16 protein-coding genes, 2 tRNA genes, 1 rRNA gene and 3 pseudogenes are annotated in these 16550 nt (G+C 37.8%); 4 read left to right on the top strand and 18 right to left on the bottom strand.

Translation table 11 applies throughout. The features are described 5' to 3' along the window. Positions 1-87: 87 nt before the first annotated feature. Complete coding sequence (locus tag GHD25_RS18610; RefSeq protein WP_164219687.1) at positions 88-741, bottom strand: redox-sensing transcriptional repressor Rex; 654 nt, start codon at positions 739-741, stop codon at positions 88-90. Next, complete coding sequence (gene moaC, locus GHD25_RS18605; RefSeq protein ID WP_164219726.1) at positions 722-1231, bottom strand: cyclic pyranopterin monophosphate synthase MoaC; 510 nt, start codon at positions 1229-1231, stop codon at positions 722-724. The genes GHD25_RS18610 and moaC overlap by 20 nt, the downstream gene beginning before the upstream one ends. Before the next feature lie 132 nt (positions 1232-1363). Here moaC and GHD25_RS18600 point away from each other — a divergent pair, with 132 nt between their 5' ends. Further along, the gene (locus GHD25_RS18600) at positions 1364-3289 is read left to right on the top strand and encodes an ATP-binding cassette domain-containing protein (protein WP_164219686.1); all 1926 of its coding nucleotides are present in this window, start codon (positions 1364-1366) and stop codon (positions 3287-3289) included. A gap of 109 nt (positions 3290-3398) precedes the next feature. Here GHD25_RS18600 and GHD25_RS18595 read toward each other — a convergent pair. Beyond that, positions 3399-3971: pseudogene (locus GHD25_RS18595) on the bottom strand (IS256 family transposase); the annotation flags it as partial. Between GHD25_RS18595 and GHD25_RS18590 the strand changes: the two are divergent. After that, positions 3972-4679, top strand: a pseudogene (locus tag GHD25_RS18590) (helix-turn-helix domain-containing protein); the annotation flags it as partial. 90 nt (positions 4680-4769) lie between these two features. Here the strand turns inward: GHD25_RS18590 and GHD25_RS18585 are convergent. Further along, a pseudogene (locus GHD25_RS18585) lies at positions 4770-5030 on the bottom strand (ATP-binding protein); the annotation flags it as partial. A gap of 4 nt (positions 5031-5034) precedes the next feature. On the opposite strand from GHD25_RS18585, the gene GHD25_RS20295 reads away from it, so the two are divergent. After that, the gene (locus GHD25_RS20295) at positions 5035-5211 is read left to right on the top strand and encodes a hypothetical protein (protein WP_276207856.1); all 177 of its coding nucleotides are present in this window, start codon (positions 5035-5037) and stop codon (positions 5209-5211) included. Positions 5212-5243: 32 nt separating this feature from the next. Continuing rightward, positions 5244-5297 carry a hypothetical protein gene (locus GHD25_RS20290; protein ID WP_276207858.1) on the top strand — a complete coding sequence of 18 codons (54 nt, stop codon included), beginning with the start codon at positions 5244-5246 and terminating at the stop codon, positions 5295-5297. 347 nt (positions 5298-5644) lie between these two features. Here the strand turns inward: GHD25_RS20290 and GHD25_RS20065 are convergent, their stop codons facing one another. The 14 genes from GHD25_RS20065 to GHD25_RS18510 form a co-directional block, all read right to left on the bottom strand. Further along, positions 5645-5839 carry a sigma factor gene (locus GHD25_RS20065; RefSeq protein ID WP_240452423.1) on the bottom strand — a complete coding sequence of 65 codons (195 nt, stop codon included), beginning with the start codon at positions 5837-5839 and terminating at the stop codon, positions 5645-5647. A gap of 2 nt (positions 5840-5841) precedes the next feature. Continuing rightward, entirely contained in the window at positions 5842-8211 is a 2370-nt protein-coding gene (locus GHD25_RS18570; protein WP_164219683.1) for an ABC transporter permease, read from the bottom strand. Between the two features lie 58 nt (positions 8212-8269). Continuing rightward, the gene (locus GHD25_RS18565) at positions 8270-8938 is read right to left on the bottom strand and encodes an ABC transporter ATP-binding protein (protein ID WP_164219681.1); all 669 of its coding nucleotides are present in this window, start codon (positions 8936-8938) and stop codon (positions 8270-8272) included. After that, complete coding sequence (locus GHD25_RS18560; RefSeq protein ID WP_164219679.1) at positions 8916-9479, bottom strand: VanZ family protein; 564 nt, start codon at positions 9477-9479, stop codon at positions 8916-8918. Before GHD25_RS18560 ends, GHD25_RS18565 begins: the two co-directional genes overlap by 23 nt. A gap of 84 nt (positions 9480-9563) precedes the next feature. After that, positions 9564-9968, bottom strand: coding sequence for a hypothetical protein (locus GHD25_RS18555; protein WP_164219677.1), 405 nt, complete (start codon positions 9966-9968; stop codon positions 9564-9566). A 423-nt stretch (positions 9969-10391) separates the two neighbouring features. Then, a complete protein-coding gene (locus tag GHD25_RS18550) occupies positions 10392-11558 on the bottom strand; it encodes an FtsW/RodA/SpoVE family cell cycle protein (protein ID WP_164219675.1) in 1167 nt (388 codons plus the stop codon). A gap of 207 nt (positions 11559-11765) precedes the next feature. Continuing rightward, a complete protein-coding gene (tsaD, locus tag GHD25_RS18545) occupies positions 11766-12776 on the bottom strand; it encodes a tRNA (adenosine(37)-N6)-threonylcarbamoyltransferase complex transferase subunit TsaD (RefSeq protein WP_164219673.1) in 1011 nt (336 codons plus the stop codon). Further along, a complete protein-coding gene (gene rimI / locus GHD25_RS18540) occupies positions 12773-13222 on the bottom strand; it encodes a ribosomal protein S18-alanine N-acetyltransferase (RefSeq protein WP_164219724.1) in 450 nt (149 codons plus the stop codon). The genes tsaD and rimI overlap by 4 nt, the downstream gene beginning before the upstream one ends. Continuing rightward, complete coding sequence (tsaB, locus tag GHD25_RS18535) at positions 13215-13922, bottom strand: tRNA (adenosine(37)-N6)-threonylcarbamoyltransferase complex dimerization subunit type 1 TsaB (RefSeq protein ID WP_164219671.1); 708 nt, start codon at positions 13920-13922, stop codon at positions 13215-13217. Before tsaB ends, rimI begins: the two co-directional genes overlap by 8 nt. Positions 13923-13934: 12 nt before the next feature. Next, the gene (tsaE, locus tag GHD25_RS18530; RefSeq protein ID WP_164219722.1) at positions 13935-14396 is read right to left on the bottom strand and encodes a tRNA (adenosine(37)-N6)-threonylcarbamoyltransferase complex ATPase subunit type 1 TsaE; all 462 of its coding nucleotides are present in this window, start codon (positions 14394-14396) and stop codon (positions 13935-13937) included. Between the two features lie 8 nt (positions 14397-14404). Continuing rightward, complete coding sequence (gene thiL / locus GHD25_RS18525) at positions 14405-15370, bottom strand: thiamine-phosphate kinase (RefSeq protein WP_164219669.1); 966 nt, start codon at positions 15368-15370, stop codon at positions 14405-14407. Positions 15371-15741: 371 nt separating this feature from the next. Continuing rightward, a tRNA-Asp gene (locus GHD25_RS18520) sits at positions 15742-15818 on the bottom strand. A gap of 133 nt (positions 15819-15951) precedes the next feature. Next, a tRNA-Met gene (locus tag GHD25_RS18515) sits at positions 15952-16028 on the bottom strand. Positions 16029-16281: 253 nt separating this feature from the next. Then, positions 16282-16550: ribosomal RNA gene (locus tag GHD25_RS18510) — 23S ribosomal RNA — on the bottom strand; the annotation flags it as partial.

The raw sequence follows: 16550 nt of genomic DNA, 5'->3' as shown, positions 1-16550 counted from the left end.
GTAAGTTATAGGTAAAAACTACTGCTTTAGTTGCATTTCCACTCTTTCCAAACTTGCGCCACTAAAAAAAGAGACTATTTCAGCCTCTTATTCCTCCACCGGACCCTTTTTTAATGGATAATGCTTAAGAAAGTAAACCAATGCCTGCAATTCTACAGCCAAATCAATATGATGCACCCGAATATGGTCGGGAACAGTGATGCGTGCAGGGGTGAAATTTAAAATCCCCGTAATTCCGAGACTGACTAATTTCTCGGTAACCGTATCCGCTTCTTCAGCAGGAATGGTTAAAATGGCAACTTCAATGCCCTTCATTTTTTCTTCCAGCTGATCAATATGATAAATAGGAACGTCACTGATTGCAGTGCCAACCTTGGCAGGATCCGCATCAAATCCCATTTGGATCCTTATATTGTTGTTTTTCAGGAAATTATAATTTAAAAAGGCCGTCCCCAGATTCCCTACACCAATCAAAGCAACATCTGTAACCTCATCCTGGTCCAATGTCTTCCGGAAAAAACCAAGCAGGTACTCCACGTTATAACCATACCCTTTTTTACCAAGTGCACCAAAGTAGGAAAAGTCTCTCCGGATTGTTGCAGAGTCCACTTTTACTGCTTCACTCAGTTCTTTGGAGGAAACCCGTCTTTTCCCCTGATGATTTAAATTATTTAAAAAACGGTAATAAAGCGGTAACCGCTTTGCCGTTGCCTGTGGAATTTTATTTTGATCCATGCTCATTCCTCATTTCTTCTCGGTAATAGTCCCCTGACTTTCCGCCTTTTTTCTCTTTTAAATAGGTTTGACCAATTACCATCGATTTATCAATGGATTTACACATATCATATATCGTAAGCGCGGTGGCAGAAGCTGCTGTTAAAGCTTCCATTTCCACACCTGTTTTTCCTTTTGTCTTCACAAATGCTTCAATTTCCAGCTCATAAGTATTTTCACCTAGGTTCCATGCAAAGGATATATCAATTGACGTTAATGGGAGCGGATGGCACATCGGAATCCAATCAGACGTTTTCTTTGCAGCCATCACACCTGCGACCTGCCCTACCGCAAGTACGTCCCCTTTTTTTATCTTATTTTCCGTAATCTTATGGTAAATTTCTTCATTGACATAAATACTCGTTCTCGCTATGGCTGTCCGTTCCGTTTCTTTTTTTTCGCTAATATCCACCATTCGAGCTCTGCCTTCTTCATTAAAATGTGTGAAATCAGACATTTGCTTCACCCCATTGCCCCATAGTTCATCTCTATTTTAACAGAAAATCAGAAAGAAGTCGTGATATATTTCACAATTATATTGCTTGCTTCCTCATGAATGCGATAAACTATAGTATATGAGGTGAAAGTAATGATTCAGATGCAAATAAATTCTCTTTCCAAGTCATTTGGTGCGGAAGAGATTTTATCGAATATAAAATTGGAAGTAAAACAAAACGACCGAATTGCTATTGTAGGAAGAAATGGCGCGGGAAAATCAACCTTATTAAAAATTATGGCCGGAGAGCTGACACATGATGAAGGAGAGCTCTTTAAACCAAAGGATTTGACGATTGGCTATCTCGCACAGCATACCGTGCTGGAATCAAAGAAGACAATTTGGGATGAAATGCTGGAAGTATTTGCGGGTTTGCTTCATAAAGAAAAAGAACTGCGGAAAATGGAAAAAGAACTTCAGCAGGCTGACACCCTTTCCGGCGAGGACTATGAAAAGCTGCTGCATGATTATGACCGGCTCATGGAAACTTTTCAAAAAGAGGGCGGTTATACATATGAAGCTGATATAAAGGCAGTGCTGACCGGGCTCCATTTCCATCATTTTGATGATGATACACCTATCAGTGAACTAAGCGGCGGTCAGAAAACCAGGCTGTCATTGGGGAAATTATTACTCAGCAAGCCGGATCTTCTTCTGCTGGATGAGCCGACCAACCATCTGGATATGGACACGCTGAGCTGGCTGGAAAACTACCTGACAGGGTACCCCGGCTCTGTTGTGGTTATTTCCCACGACCGTTATTTTCTGGATAAGACCGTCTCCATCGTCTATGAAATATCACGGCATAAAACAAAGAAATACCATGGTTCCTACAGTGACTTTCTGAAACAAAAGGCCCTCGATTATGAAAAAGAACTGAAGGAATTTGAAAGACAGCAGACAGAGATAAAGCGGATGGAAGATTTTATTCAGCGGAATATTGCCCGGGCATCCACTACTAAAAGAGCCCAAAGCAGAAGGAAACAGCTGAACCGGATGGAAAAGCTTGACAGGCCGCTGGGTGACGAATCCTCTGCCGCCTTTTCTTTTCAAATAAACAGACGCAGCGGCAATGATGTGTTAAAAATGGATAACCTGTCATTTCGCTATGATGATGAAGAAGCATTGTTATTCAGAAATGCCACACTCAGCGTGAACCGCGGAGAAAGAATTGCACTGATCGGTCCCAATGGGGTGGGAAAAACCACCTTGCTGAAAACAATTATTGGAAAGCATAAACCGGAGAGCGGCACCATCCAAATAGGAACAAATGTACAAATCGGTTACTATGATCAGGAACAGGCAAATTTAACATCCTCCAAGACGGTGCTCAACGAATTATGGGATGATTATCCGCAAATTAACGAAAAAGATATCCGTACCGTGCTGGGGAACTTTCTGTTTACCGGGGAGGAAGTGTTAAAACCTGTCCATGCATTAAGCGGCGGGGAAAAAGCAAGGCTGGCACTGGCCAAGCTGATGATGAAAAAGGCGAACCTGCTCATCATGGACGAGCCGACAAACCATCTGGACATCGACAGCAAAGAGGTATTGGAAGCGGCACTTCAGGATTACCCGGGTACCATTATTTTTGTATCCCATGACCGTTATTTTATAAACAGAATCACCGATCAGGTTGCTGAAATGAATAAGGATGGCATTACCCTTTATCTTGGGGACTATGATTATTATACAGAAAAGAAAGAAGAAGAAGCTGAGCGGAAAAGATTGAGGCAGGCAAGGGAAAAAACAAAAAAACGGGAAGCGAAGAAAAACAGCTATAAAGAAGAGAAGCAGCTGCAAAGTGAACAACGGAAGCGAAAACGAAAAATTAACGAACTGGAAGCACAAATTGAAAAGCTGGAAGAAACCATTGCAGACCTCGAGGAGCAAATGACCGAACCTGATGTCTATCAGGATCATGAAAAAGCCCTCAGCCTGACCACGGAAACAAATGAATTAAAACAGCAAGCCGAGGATTTGATGGAAGAATGGGCGAGTTTGCAGGATGAGGAATGAGTGACTAAATGGAGTCTATACAATTACAGTATAATGTTTTATCTCTCAAAACAAATCTAAGTTTCTTGCAGTTATAAGGGTTTGTCAAATAAAGTGTGTAAGTTAATTCCTACTCAAGATATTTTAAAACCCGATCTTTAAGATTTTCATGGAGGAGGAGTTGGTTCATAACCTTTGACCAGTTTTGGATATGGCCACCTTCCCATTTTTTCTCGAGTTCAGTCACTCGTAAATATAAGACTTTTAAAAGGGCGTTCTCATTGGGGAATGCTCCTTTTTTGGTTACTTTGCGGAAGCTGGAGTGAATACTCTCAACCGCATTGGTTGTGTACATAACTTTACGGATTGCACTTCCATAATCATAGAGTTACTCAACATGTTGAAAGTTCCTTATCCAAACATCGATTGCCCCTGGATAAGCTGCCCATTGTTGTTTAAAGGAGTCAAATGCACTGTGGCAGGCTTTTAGGCTTGGTGCACCATACACTTTTCTTAATTCCTTGGTAAAGGCTTTATAATCCTTGCTTGGTACGTATTTGACAGAATTATGGATTAAATGGACCATGCAGCGTTGAACGATAACGTTAGGGAAAATGGCACGTGCTCCTTCTTCTAAGCCACTCACACCATCCATGGAGATAAAGAAAATATCCTCCTCACCTCTCGCTTTGATTTCATCAAATTGAAGAAGAAACAAGAGATTATTAAAAAATATCTTAGTGGTAAAAGTCGGAGAAACATAGCAAAGTCTTCCGATGTCTCACGAAATACCGTAAAGAAATATATCGATGAATTTGAAGATAGTAAAAAACAGGATGTTCGCCAGTTACCCATTCCAGAAACAATCGTTAGCGCACCAAGTTATAAGCCAAGGATAAATAAAAAGCGTGTCTTAACTGAAGAAATTCAACATAGGCTTCAACAGTTCATTGCACAAAATGAATGGAAGAAACAGCACTATATGGCTAAACAACAAATGAAAAAGATGGACATGTTTGAGGCCCTTCGGGACGATGGATATAAAGTGAGTTACACAACGGTAAGAAACTATGTTAATGAGCAAACATCGAAAAAGAAAGAAGTATTTATTCGAAGACACTTCGAACCTGGGGCGGAAGTAGAATTTGATTGGGGAGAAGTAAAGTTAGAAATTGATGGTACCATAAAAAGCTACTCCTTAGCTGTCTTCACTTTGCCATATAGTAACTATCGTTTTGCCAGGTTGTATGAATCTGAATTGCAAATATGTGTTTTTGACGTACATTCGAAGCTGATTGAACATCTGGGATTCGTTCCTGAAATATTTACATATGACAACATGCGAACAGTAGTGAAGTCTTTTATCGGTAATGAAAAAACGGTAGCCGAATCGATGGATCAGCTATCGCAATAATATCAGTTTAAGATTCGACTGTATTTGGCAAGTAAAAAATGTATGAAATGGCAATTAAAAATGCATGCCACTTACCGCCTCGAATTATTACTGTAATAAAGATTCCTTATAACGAAAACTTTCACCGTTAAAAAGGAGTAGGTGGGAATGATGGATCAGCCGATCAATCACTGCTTCTGTTAATATTGGATCTCCGAAAACATGATTCCACTGCCCGAATTGAAGGTTAGTAGTAATCACCAGACTTTTATTCTTGTTACACATAGAAATGACTTGAAACAATAGCTGCGCACCATCTTTATGAAGAGGAATGTAGCCTAGTTCATCTAATATTAAGAGTTCCATTCGAAAAATGGTACAGGAACCGAGTACTTTTGAGAATCCAGAGCAAGTATACGAAGTATTAATTAAAGTATTATCTCAGGAAAAGCAGGATCGACTCGTCCGGGCGAAACAGAATAGGATTAGAGCTGTCAACTTTCCGCAGAAAAAATTACTGGACGAATCGGAAGTTGACGATCATTCTTAACTAGTAATTTATCTTTCTTAAAATGGCAGGAAATTTTTCATGACGCCGTGCTAACAGCTGCATTAACCGATCGCTTAACCCCATAAATTGCACGTTCTAAATATGAACGGAGCATCTTACCGTATGATAGAAACGGAAGAATGGCTCAAAAACGATTAAAAAATCTAGGCAATGGGTGGCTCAGTTTTAAATTGCGATGTGGCTCACTTTTCGCTTGCGGAATACATTAATTATTTCTTCTCCCTGTGCAAGTAATGTGCTGACCGGTTTTTCCATGACTCCGGAAATATCCTGAATTGACAGGTCATGATAGTAAAATAGGATGATAGATGTCTAATAAGAAGAATTAAGTTTAGATAATACCTCATTAAGGTGAAAAGATTCTATCTCTTTATCCTGCTTGTGTTCTAGCCTCATTAATAATTTGCTTTCTTCATAAGGAATGCCTGTTCCTGTTTTTTATTAACCTATAGCACTCATGTATAAGAATTCTAAATAACCAAGTTGAAAAATACTTTGGATTTCGTAATTTACCTATTGAAAGGAATGCTTTGCAAGATGTTTCTTGAATGACATCCAAGGCATCTTCTTTTTTTCCAACATAAGATAGAGCTTTGTAATATAGCATTGTTACTCTTCTAGCCTAATAAGAGAAAGGATAGATTTAGACTCTATTTTTAAGAACATCAAAAGAGACATTACTATTATTAGAATAAATATACTAACGATACCTGTAAAAAGGTCGCTTAGATAATAACTGATTGGAAGTTGGGTATCGCTGATTCCAATAATAAAGATAAAAAATATAATACTTATTATTGAACCTGCTAAATAGTAAATAAACACTTCCGAACTTAATAGTAAGTTCATTTTTTTCTTTGACATCCCATTAGCCAAAAAAATTGCCCAACGTTCTTTATTCACTAAAAACTTCCCATAAATCATAAGAAATATAGAAAAAAATACAAGTATACTAACGATCAGAAAATTTAACATTCCCATAAAACCAACATATCTGGCTATGTTTGTATCCTCAATTCTAAATGCATTTAAATCCTGGTATAAAACATTTGGAACAGGGGCTACTATGTCTAAAACTTCTTTATTCATTATCTTTATATCTTCAGTCGTTGAACTATCATCTAATTTTATTGATAAACTTTTATATCCACCGGAAATCCCGCTATTAATTGTATGGTTACCAACCATAACAATAGTGGTTTGAGATACTTTATCAAAAAACAACTCATCTGTTTTATTTATTATTGCATCCAGCTTATACTCCCATTCTTTTTGTTCATATTTGCCATTATTATCCTTTATTATTTTACTTAGCATGATTGAATCCACATAATGGAAGTCCTTTTCATTAACAGTACTATTTTGGGGCAGGAAAATCATTAGCCCTTCCTGATGGTTACTCTGCCTCAATTCAAAGTTGAATTTCTGTGCAATATGATTGTATTCCTCTGCCGTTACCCATACGTAATTTAACTCATTCCAAGGAATATAATTACCAGTAGAGTAGTTTCTGTCTGCTGTTATTTTGCCGGAATCTTCTTCATGACTGCTCTTTATTAATTCATGTAAATCAGTGGACATCCCCTGTTCTGGAAACAAAAGTGCTACATCCAGCATAAAAGGTTCTTTATATATACTTTCTATATGATTGTTTTTTTCTAATTGATTTACTTTTTCATAATTAAATGGAATAAGTTCTGTAAGCAGTACTAATTGATCATTTTTATATTCATGGCTATATCCAGCATGTGATATATAATAATCATGTGTGACATCCCAAATTCCTGCAGACTCCTTTTCTAAAAAAAGTGCGTAAAATAAAGAAATTATACATAAAGCAATAACTAAAGTATTGAGAAGTATTTGTTTTGGGAAAATAGCTACCTGTCGAATTAAATAGTTTATATAAAAGTTACTATGATACAAGGTTCTGCTTTGATTTTCATGAAGAAAGGAACCTTTTAATAATGAAAGCGCAGAGTAGTTTAGCATTACTTTAATTCGCTGAATCATAATAGTTAAAAAAACGGAGAAAAGGACTGTCAGCCAAATGACTAAACCTAATATTAAATTCCAGCTGATATCATAACTGGCTAGTCCATAGGTGTTCCTAACAATGATCCCTGTTGTTATGTATATTAAGGGTATGGAAACCAGCATGCTAATAGCAAATAGTATACCAATTTGAGTTATTTCCAATTTAACAATCGATTTGCCGGGGAAACCTAATGCTTTATATACTCCAATTTGCTGATTAAAACTTGCTTTATAATATGTAAAGGATAATATCAGACAAAATGCAGTAAGACATAAAATGATTATTTGAAATACGGTAGTGATAAATGATATTGTTCCGTAATCCATTAACCCATAATCAAGAAGATTTGAGTTGCTGAATCCGAATGAATTATCTGTTATTAAATCAATTGTTTGCTTCTTAACTTTTCTAACCGAACCATCAAGTATAATTGGGTAGAATTCCTTGGATGCTTCAATACCAAGATTGTTGGAAAGAATAATATTAGGAAAATCGTTAACACCTTTAGATAAATCTGCAGGTCCACTCCAGCGATAAGAGTAATTCTCCAATACACCAGTTAAGGTAAGAGGATATTCTTCGCCATGAATTTGGAAAGTTTTCGTTTGACCAATCTCCCAGGAAGGATCTACATTTGATAAATAAAATTCTTCTACGACTATGTCATTTTTTTCTTTCGGGATATTTCCTTCTTTCAGATTGAGTCTGCCTATTTCGTACATATCACTATCCATCCAACCTATGGTGGCTTTCAAACCTGTATTATCGTCAACCATTACATCTAATAACCCATAGGTTGTATAATTAATATCATCATTAGGTTTTTCGTATAGAACTGCAGAATATTCACCGTATTCATCATAGGATCTTTCAAGCAGATGGTTCTTTATACCTTCTGAAGACATGGAAAGGGAAACAATTGCAGTAATAGAAATACTCATGAATAAACATAAAATAATATTCCACTTTTTCTTTGACAGTAATAACTGTTTTACAAGTTTAATCATAAGTCATTTCAACCCTTAAATGACCATCTTCCATTTGATATTTTATATGAGGTTTTTCAATTAAATTTTGTTGGTGCGTAACAATTACCAATGCCATATCTTTAGACTTATTGAGCTGCAATAGTAAATCCATGATTTTTGCACTTGTTTTCACATCCAGATTTCCTGTCGGCTCATCTGCAAAAATAAAAGAAGGGTTAGTCACGATAGCTCTGCCAATAGCAACTCGTTGCTGTTCTCCGCCAGATAAATACATTGCTTTTTTATCTAATACCTCTGTAATTTCCAATTCTTGCGCCAGTTCATCTATACTCATGAAATCCTCCGTACCTCGATTCAATTGAGTAGGTAGTAGAATATTTTGTCTGGCTGTCATTTCTAACAGTAGGTGAAATGTCTGAAAAACGAAACCGAAATCTTTTGATCTTATATTAGATTGTTCACTGTCTGACAAACTATAAATATCCTTACCCCCAAACAGGACAGTACCTCTGGTTGGTTTCTCCATTCCTCCAATTATACTTAGTAATGTGGATTTTCCGGACCCACTCTTTCCTTCTATTACATGAATAGAGCCTTTCTCAATAGTAAGGGAAGTACCGCTAAGTATCGTCTTATGATTGATTTGTTTTATTATATTAACTACTTCTAACTTTTTCATTGCGCTCTCCTGACTGTAAAAATCTTGACTTTTTCGCAGGTAGAAACTTCCTGGCTATAAAAAACCCGACCATTATTCCAATAAAATTCAATATAAAATCGTCTATGTCTACAGATCTTGTACTATATTCAATTAATTGCAGGATTAATTGAATACTTTCAATCAATATAGGAATAAAGATTGCTATTGTTAAGGTCTTTTTATGTGAGTAACCATTGAATCCCAACCAAATCCCAATTGGTAATGTTAATAAGATATTACCAAATAAGTTTACAGCAACAACAGATATAGGGACAATTCCATTAGCAGCTTCTAATAAATATTGATAAACTGTATTAAATGGTAATAAATTCATATGTAACCCTGGCAGAACTATATGGGATGAAGAAAACCATACGAGATAAATAAAAAAGATTACATATGTGATCATCAACATATTAGCAATCTCAGTAAATAAATAATCTATTTTCTTTGTATTTAATTTAAATAACAAGTAAGCACCAAGAACCGGCAGAACTATTATAATTAAAAACTGGATCATTAATATATCTCCTGTATATTTAAATTGTATATTGGAGAAGCAAATATTTATAACCCTTCTCCAATATACATTTTTCTTTTTGTCTTATTGTCTTATCGAGCCCGAACCTATAATTCTGTCGCCCACATTTGAATGCTTTGTAACTCTTACTTTATAGTCGTTTTTTGTAACAGTACCAAAGCTCCGAGTACTATAAATGTTATTTGCTGTAATAGGGCTACTTATTGTATAAACTCTTAGTGGTCTTTCAAGAGCTACGTTAAAAGAAGATTTTGAGCTCGAAACATTACCACTAGGTGTATAAGTTTGTCCCCTGGCTCTGGTATCCGTTGCCTTAGCCTGTAAAGCATGATTTGTACTTCCCTTAACTTGATATCTTATGTCAAAACTGTATGACTTATTGTAAGTATTAGCTAGTACACTATTAAATGTGCCTAAGAGCAAAAAACAAACAAATACAAGAAGGGTCACTTTTTTGTACTTTTTCATAATAAACCTCCTCTCATTTATTTCTCTTTATTCTACATAATGCGCCTTATGTATAAATAATTATATACAATTGAAAAATAATGTAAATAGATCCTTTTTCCCATTTATTACAAAATTATTACTATTATTTACAAAATTAATTATGTTTCCCTTGATGAATTTCGTAAAATAATAAACCATGGGATTTATTTTATATTGTTCAGAATAAAATTGTTAAAAGATTCTATTTATTGCTCTAAGAACCATAAATTACAGACAATCGAATCAACTTCACTGTGGCTCAGTTATTCCCCAGTCTGTTCACATAGTTATTTTTTACACCAAAAAATCCCCTTTAGAAAATCATATCCAAAGGAGATTACTTTAATTCAAACCCATATAACTCATGCTCGCTGTTTTGTTATAATAGCCCATTGATTTATTTTATTTAAACAAATAATCATTCTGTATCGTATGCTCCACAGCTACACGGTAAACCAGCCCAAATCCAATCATAGTAGATAACACCGAACTTCCCCCATAGCTGATGAGCAACAAAGGAATACCCGTAACCGGCATGATCCCTAAGGTCATCCCTATATTTTGAAACACATGAATTAATAACAGACTTAAAAATCCAAAGCTGATATATGCTGCAAAAGGAGAATGCTTATACACATTCAATCCCAGAGTAACCAGCTTATATAGCAGCATAAAATACAAAAAAATTACCACTGCACTGCCAATAAAGCCAAAGCTTTCCCCGATCACCGAAAATATAAAATCCGTATGTGCCTCCGGAAAAGGAACCTGCAGATTCCCCATCCCTTTGCCGAATAACTGGCCGGAACCAAGCGCCATATAAGCACGATCAAAGTGAAAGGTAGCATCACTGGACTGCTGAGACGGGTCAAACCAAGTAAGAATCCTGTCCACTTGATAACCTGCAATGCCAAGCTCTTGCGCAAGTTCTGGAAATCGAATAATAAAACCAAGTGCTGCAGCGATTATGCCGCTTATCCCCACTATTAATGCACCGATAATTTTCCAGTCAATTCCCGACAGAATAATAATCATGCCGGCAATAAATAAATAAACCATTGCTGTCCCAAAATCAGGCTGACGCATAATAAGCAGGACAGGAATCATCGTAATAACAATCAGTTTTGCTAATAAATACGTGTCCGTTTTGATCGAACTAATTTCATATTTTATTTTATGTTTGTTAATGGTTGCTGCCAGAAATAAAATGGTGGATATCTTTGCAAATTCTGCAGGCTGAATCGAGAATCCGGGCAAGTGAAACCAGCTTTTTGCTCCATTAACCGTTCGTGCTATACTCTCCGGACTAATCAATAGTACAGCAAGAATGAGAACACCGAACCAGTATATATACGGACTTGCCTTATATAGCTGATCCATATCAAAAAACTGGATCGCCGCTACAATGCCTGCACCTAAGGTGAACCAGACAATCTGCTGCAAAACAAAATTGGCATCATATTGTTCCAGCTGCTGCGCATTATAAATGGCAAGCAAACTAACACAAACAAATAGTATAAATAAAACAATAAAATCATTTTGTATATAATAGGATTGCTTTTTAGACATAGCAATATCACCATTTTCTATCACTTAATCAGCTGTTGAGCTATCCACATACTTATCTACTTCACAAACCGCATAACAAGGCTTATCAACAAAGTTATGCACATTATCCACAGATAAGCAGTGCTTTTTACACAGTTTTTACCCACAATATAAATGCCTTTATACCCGCTTTAGTGGAAATTCATGCACAACCCTGTGGATAATTACCTATTTCAGAGTGAGTTTGGCACTGGCATTTAAATCCAATCCATCCCGTCTCCCCTGTTCATACAATATCGTCCCGGCAGCAGCAATCATTGCCGCATTGTCTGTGCACAGGTTTAACGCGGGAAAATGCAATGGAATAGCTGTATTTATAAATTGCTGTTTTAACTTATCCCTTAAGCCCCTGTTTGCGGCTACTCCTCCCGCTACAATAACTTGTTTTACCTCGTACATTGCTGCCGCCCTATATGTTTTTGCTGTCAGCACTTCAATGACACTTTCCTGAAAACTGGCAGCAATATCGGCAGGCTCCAATGTTTCTCCGCGCTGAGCCGCATTATGCATTTTATTAATGACAGCAGATTTCAGCCCGCTGAAACTGAAATCAAAGCTGTCGTCTTCCAGCCATGCTCTCGGAAAATGAATATTTGCACTGCCTTTTGCAGCCAGGCGATCAATTTGCGGTCCACCCGGGTAAGGCAGTTTTAACATGCGTGCTACTTTATCATATGCTTCTCCGGCAGCATCATCCCTTGTTTGACCAATAAGCTCATAATGACCATGTTCCTTCATGAGGATCAGCTCCGTATGTCCGCCGGAAACAATTAATGCAAGCAGAGGAAAGGCAAATTCTTTTTCCAGTCTATTTGCATAGATATGTCCTGCAATATGGTGAACACCAATCAAGGGCTTTTGCTTTGCAAATGCCAGCGCTTTTGCCGCATTTACACCTACAAGCAGTGCACCGACAAGTCCTGGTCCCTCTGTAACCGCAATCGCATCTATTTCATCCCATGCAACGTCCGCTTCATTGATTGCGTCTTCTAATACCACCGTCATTTGTTCTACATGATGCCGGGAAGCAATTTCAGGTACGACACCACCAAAGCGCTTATGGCTCTCTATTTGAGAGGCAACAACATTTGAAATAATTTCCGTTCCGTTTTTCACAACAGCAGCCGCTGTTTCATCACAGCTCGTTTCGATTCCTAATATAATTGTATCTTTTTTCATTTTAAATTCACCCACATAACGATCGCGTCCTCATGGTTATCCACATAATAATTTTTTCGGATGCCGCCCGCTACCAGACCAAATTTACGGTACATTTTCTGGGCTGCAATATTTGACTCCCGTACTTCCAAAGACAAACGGCTGACTCCCATTACAATGAGCTTCTGCATCGTATATCGAAATAGTTTTTCACCTAATTTTTTTCTGCGGTATGCCGGGAGAATAGCGATATTGGTAATTTGTGCATCATCTACGACAATCCATACACCTACATATCCAATAACTTTTCCATCCAAAAGCATAACGAAATAATGAGCATAGTCATTTTCACTAATTTCTTTATAGAAAATATCCTTTGTCCAAGGGGTGGAAAAGGTTTCTTTTTCCACCAGTAATACCTCTTCCACATCGTGCAGCCTCATTGGTCTAATTGTAACTTCAGCCATTTTGTCCATTTTCCTTTTTTTGTTTTAGCCAATTCGCTTCTGCTTCAGCCAGGCGCAAATAATTCGGTTCCAGAAGATGTGTTTCTTCCGCTTTTCTCGTCATTCCTGCCAATGCCAAATGCGAAGGTCTGGCCAAATGATACACTTCTTCCGGGATTTGCGCCAAAACACCAAGCTTCTCTTTTATCATCTCTTTATGAAGTCCAATATCCGGACTTAAAAATAGTACATCCTTTTGCTCTTCAACAAGCTTATTTAAAAGATCTTCCATTGGCATATTGGCTTCCTCAAAAACAGGGACCGGCTTATTTCTGTCCCATTGATAAATACCAGCAAATACCCGGCCGCGGCGCGCATCAAAAAAAGGGCATATATAGCCTGGAAAAAATTGCGCCTGATAAGTGAGTGTCTCTAAACTGGAAACACCAACTACGGGGATATTCAAAGCCCATGCCATTGTTTTTGCTGTGGTAAGTCCTATCCTTACTCCTGTATAAGAACCCGGCCCTTTGGCAACAACAATTTTATTTAATTCCTCCGGCGTCATCGAAATTTCTCTCATCAGCTCTTCAACGGCCGGCATGAGCCTGATGGAATGGTTTTTCTTTATATTCGTCATGATTTCACCGGAAATTTGGTTTTCCCTTAAAACCGCAACCCCCATTGTTTGATTTGATGTATCTATTGCGAGTAAGTTCATAATAGTAACTCCTTATAAATAACGCATAAAATCATTCAGAACCACTTCATAATGAAATCCGCTTGCTGTAAACTCCAATTTTCTCATATGCTCATCCACATAGGTAATTTTTATATTCATTCTATTTTCGGGTAAAAAGGTTTCAATGAAAGAGGCCCATTCCACGACAGATATACCTTCCCCTTCAAAATATTCATCAAAACCGATATCTTCTTCTGCATATTCCAGCCGATATGCATCCATATGATAAAAAGGAATGTTTCCCTCATATTCTTTGATAATGGTAAATGTAGGACTGCTGATGGTTTCTTTCACACCAAGACCGCTTGCGATTCCTTTGGCAAATGCAGTTTTTCCTGCACCGAGATCCCCTTCCAATGTTACCACATCACCCGGTTTAAGAAATACAGCCAGCCGTGCCGCTATCTGCTTAGTCTCATTTTCACTGTTTGTAACAATTTCGTGCGTTTTCATCATACCACCTACTTTAAATGTGTATACCCTTTTTTGGGCAGTACTGCAATTTGGTTATTTACGTTAACGAATACAGTGCCAGGTTTATTCCCGACTGTTACTTTCCCGACTTCAGTCACCTGCACATCATGAAGGCAAGCCATTTTTTTGACATATGGCCAATCATGCTCTGGCACGGTCCCTATTAATTCAAAGTCTTCTCCGCCATAATATTTCCAATGCTTCTGTAATTTTTGGGGAAATTGGCGGTAAGCATGACTCGTCGGGATGACATCATCATTTATTGTAATGCTCACCTTGGAAGCTTCTGCAATCTCCGCAGCTTCATTCGCAATGCCATCACTGATATCGTTCAAAGATAAACGCGCAATCCCCTGCAGAGACCGCGAAAAATTCACCTGTGGCACCGGCATTTGATGTTTTTTGACATAATAAGTTTTATCTTTATAACTCCCGGGATTTGTTAGGATATAAAACCCTGCCTGCGAATCCCCTAATGTCCCTGTCACAAATACGATATCTCCAGCCTTGGCATCATGACGATATCGTGCCTTCCCTTTTTCCGTAAAACCAATAACCGTAATTGATATCATCATTTGGTCACCCGAAACAGTGTCACCGCCGATCAAATCAATTTTATAAACGGAAGATAATGACTTCATTCCTTCAAATATATGTGATAGGTCTTCCATGGACCAGTTATCAGGTATGACTATAGACACTAAATAATACGCGGGCTTCGCTCCCATTGCGGCCATATCACTTAAATTAGCCGCCAATATTCGATATCCCACGTGAAACGCCTGCATTGTTTGCCTGCTAAAATGAACACCTTCCACAAATGTATCCACTGCTGTTACAATATCCTGCTGTGTTTCACGAAAAACCGCAGCATCATCCCCAATACCTTTTATTAAAGAGGCTTGATTATAGGCTTTCTGTTTAATTGATTCAATAAATGAAAACTCGTCCAACTGTCATCACCAAATTTTTCTCTTTTAGTTAATTTGTTGACTAAAAATGACATAATTCTCTCTTCTATATCATAGCAGAAAAGTAATACTGGAAAAAGGAAGACTGTCTTATGTGATAAATAATTAGATAATGAAGGACACCATTGCAGTAACTGTGTGGTAACCTTTTTTACTAATGCATAAACGCCTGCTCACATACAATCTAGAACATTCTGGAACTGCGCTGAAATGTTCGTCCCACCGTAAAGATTTGCTGAGTGCTGGTGCTTGCACCGGAAAATATTATCCAACAGCTTATACATTAAAAGATTTCTATAAAATGAAAAAACACATGATTCCAATATCATGTGCAGCATGTTTGTATGTACTTATGGCGGTCCGGACGGGACTCGAACCCGCGACCTCCTGCGTGACAGGCAGGCATTCTAACCAACTGAACTACCGGACCAGTCAATATGTAAAATCACTGGAAATTTACCTCAAAAAGGTGCATATGTTCCGTTATATTGTTAAAAAAGTAATTTGCTTAAGGTTTCTCCATTAACAAAGAGATATGATCAACGTAGTAAGTTGAAATATTTTGGTTGCGGGGACAGGATTTGAACCTGTGACCTTTGGGTTATGAGCCCAACGAGCTACCAGACTGCTCCACCCCGCGATATGAGAAAAATATTAAATTAGACTTATGTCTCTTACCTTACTAATACCTTAAAAGATTACCTCTGCATCTGCCAGCTTATGCAGCGATGCTTGGTGTTTCAAGGTTACTCGCGGTTAATCGGCAGAAGTAATGCTCGTTGCTCCACCCCGCGATATGAAATAATTAAGCTTATGAATTTTATCTTGCTGTAAAAGGTAAAAAATTATACCCTAAAAACTAAATAAGAGCATAGAACGACATATTTATTGGTTTAGTTAAGTCCTCGATCTATTAGTATCCGTCAGCTCCACGTGTCACCACGCTTCCACCCCGGACCTATCAACCTCATCGTCTCTGAGGGATCTTACTCATTTAAAATGATGGGAAGTATCATCTTGAGGGGGGCTTCATGCTTAGATGCTTTCAGCACTTATCCTCTCCACACGTAGCTACCCAGCTATGCTCCTGGCGAAACAACTGGTACACCAGCGGTGTGTCCATCCCGGTCCTCTCGTACTAAGGACAGCTCCTCTCAAACTT

The organism is Virgibacillus aidingensis, assembly GCF_010994035.1.
Classification (GTDB): Bacteria; Bacillota; Bacilli; order Bacillales; family Amphibacillaceae; genus Virgibacillus_N.
Note: the sequence above shows the minus strand (reverse complement) of the source record. Positions and strands in the feature narration are given on the sequence as shown.

Excerpts from the sequence above, each read along its gene's own strand:
- rimI (WP_164219724.1), bottom strand. The coding sequence starts at position 13,222 with ATGGCTGAAGTTACAATTAGACCAATGAGGCTGCACGATGTGGAAGAG.
- GHD25_RS18560 (WP_164219679.1), bottom strand. The coding sequence starts at position 9,479 with ATGATCCAGTTTTTAATTATAATAGTTCTGCCGGTTCTTGGTGCTTAC.
- GHD25_RS20295 (WP_276207856.1), top strand. The coding sequence starts at position 5,035 with ATGGTACAGGAACCGAGTACTTTTGAGAATCCAGAGCAAGTATACGAA.
- tsaD (WP_164219673.1), bottom strand. The coding sequence starts at position 12,776 with ATGAAAAAAGATACAATTATATTAGGAATCGAAACGAGCTGTGATGAA.
- GHD25_RS18550 (WP_164219675.1), bottom strand. The coding sequence starts at position 11,558 with ATGTCTAAAAAGCAATCCTATTATATACAAAATGATTTTATTGTTTTA.
- GHD25_RS20065 (WP_240452423.1), bottom strand. The coding sequence starts at position 5,839 with ATGCTATATTACAAAGCTCTATCTTATGTTGGAAAAAAAGAAGATGCC.
- GHD25_RS18600 (WP_164219686.1), top strand. The coding sequence starts at position 1,364 with ATGATTCAGATGCAAATAAATTCTCTTTCCAAGTCATTTGGTGCGGAA.
- tsaE (WP_164219722.1), bottom strand. The coding sequence starts at position 14,396 with ATGAAAACGCACGAAATTGTTACAAACAGTGAAAATGAGACTAAGCAG.
- GHD25_RS18610 (WP_164219687.1), bottom strand. The coding sequence starts at position 741 with ATGAGCATGGATCAAAATAAAATTCCACAGGCAACGGCAAAGCGGTTA.
- moaC (WP_164219726.1), bottom strand. The coding sequence starts at position 1,231 with ATGTCTGATTTCACACATTTTAATGAAGAAGGCAGAGCTCGAATGGTG.
- GHD25_RS18565 (WP_164219681.1), bottom strand. The coding sequence starts at position 8,938 with ATGAAAAAGTTAGAAGTAGTTAATATAATAAAACAAATCAATCATAAG.
- GHD25_RS18570 (WP_164219683.1), bottom strand. The coding sequence starts at position 8,211 with ATGAGTATTTCTATTACTGCAATTGTTTCCCTTTCCATGTCTTCAGAA.
- GHD25_RS18555 (WP_164219677.1), bottom strand. The coding sequence starts at position 9,968 with ATGAAAAAGTACAAAAAAGTGACCCTTCTTGTATTTGTTTGTTTTTTG.
- tsaB (WP_164219671.1), bottom strand. The coding sequence starts at position 13,922 with ATGAACTTACTCGCAATAGATACATCAAATCAAACAATGGGGGTTGCG.